Origin of the sequence: Microbacterium sp. CH1 (assembly GCF_001595495.1) — a bacterium.
Classification (GTDB): domain Bacteria; phylum Actinomycetota; class Actinomycetes; order Actinomycetales; family Microbacteriaceae; genus Microbacterium.
This window is the reverse complement of record NZ_LOSO01000008.1, coordinates 1-1,516: the sequence shown is the minus strand read 5'-3', so window position 1 is coordinate 1,516 and position 1,516 is coordinate 1. Positions and strand designations below refer to the sequence as shown.

General features: G+C 70.4%; 1 protein-coding gene. It reads left to right on the top strand.

The window, feature by feature from the left end; genetic code table 11:
• Nucleotides 1-85: 85 nt before the first annotated feature.
• A complete protein-coding gene (locus tag AUV07_RS03250; RefSeq protein WP_082802834.1) occupies nt 86-1,483 on the top strand; it encodes an IS3 family transposase in 1,398 nt (465 codons plus the stop codon).
• The last annotated feature ends 33 nt before the right edge of the window (nt 1,484-1,516 follow it).

Sequence of the window (1,516 nt, the reverse complement as noted above, 5' to 3'; positions counted from 1 at the left end):
CCCTGTGCGTCAGGATGGGGTGAGACACCAGCACTGCTGACCTTCGCACTGCACGGGGCGAGAACGGACCAATACTGAGATGACGATGACGGTTGCTGACGTCGGCACCGATGATGGGGCTATGGCTCCTCGTGCTGACCGGCCCAAGAGGCGGACGTTCACCGCCGAGTTCAAAGCGGCGATCCTGGCCGAGTACGACGCCGCGGACCGCTATGGGCGTGGGGAGATCCTGCGCCGGGAGGGCCTGTACACCTCCCACATCATCGAGTGGCGCAAGGCCGCGGCCGCCGGCTCGCTGTCCGGGCTGGGCAGCAAGCCGCGGGACCGGCGCGAGAGGGAGCTGCAGGCGCTACGGGCCCGGGCGGAGAAGGCCGAGGCCGAGCTGGCCAAGACCAGGGCCGGCGCTGGACCTGATGGGAAAAGCACACGCGCTCTTGGAGACGCTCTCCGAGAGCGCGGACAAGCCGCCGCGGTCGCCGCGGTGATCAACCCGGCCGTCGACGGGCTGGCCGAGCACGTCGGCACCGCGGCTGCGTGCGCGCTGCTGGGTCGCTCCCGCGCCAGTCACTACCGGGCCAAGAACCCGCCACCGCCACGTCCACGGACACCGCGGCCGGCACCGGCGAACAAGCTGTCCGCCGCCGAGCGGGCCCACGTGCTGGCCGTGTTGACCAGCCAGCGGTTCGCGGACAAGTCGGTCGCCCAGGTCTGGGCCACGCTGCTGGACGAGGGCACCTACCTGTGCTCGATGTCCACGATGCACCGGATCCTGCGCGAGCACGACATGGCCGGGGAACGGCGCCGGCAGGCGAGCCACCCGCCCCGGACCCGGCCCGAGCTCGTCGCGACGGCGCCGGGGCAGGTGTGGAGTTGGGACATCACAAAGCTCAAGGGGCCGGAGCGGGGCGTGTACTACGACCTGTACGTCGTGCTCGACATCTTCTCCAGGTTCGTCGTGGGCTGGACCATCGCGGCCCGCGAGGACGCCGAGATCGCCAAGAACCTGCTCGAGCACGCCATGGGCATCCATGGCGTGCCGGAGGCGATCCACGCCGACCGCGGGACCTCGATGACCTCCAAACCGGTCGCTCAGCTGCTCGTCGACCTCGGGGTGGCCAGGTCGCACTCCCGCCCGCACGTGTCGAACGACAACCCTTACAGCGAGGCGGCGTTCAAGACGCTGAAGTACGCCCCGGTCTTCCCCGAGCGCTTCGGGTCCCTGGCCGACGCCGGCGCGTTCGCCGAGCAGTTCTTCGCCTACTACAACCACGAGCACCGCCACTGCGGGATCGGGCTGCACACCCCCGCCAGCGTCCACTTCGGCACCGCCGGGCAGGTCCGCGCCCAGCGCCAGGCCACCCTGGACGCGGCCTACGCCGCCCGTCCCGAGCGCTTCGGCCACCGCCGACCCCAGGCGCCCAAGCTGCCCGAGGCCGCCTGGATCAACCAGCCCTCACAGGAGGCCCTCATACAGACCGCCTGACGGAATCTGTCTCACCCGCCTTGACACTTTCCG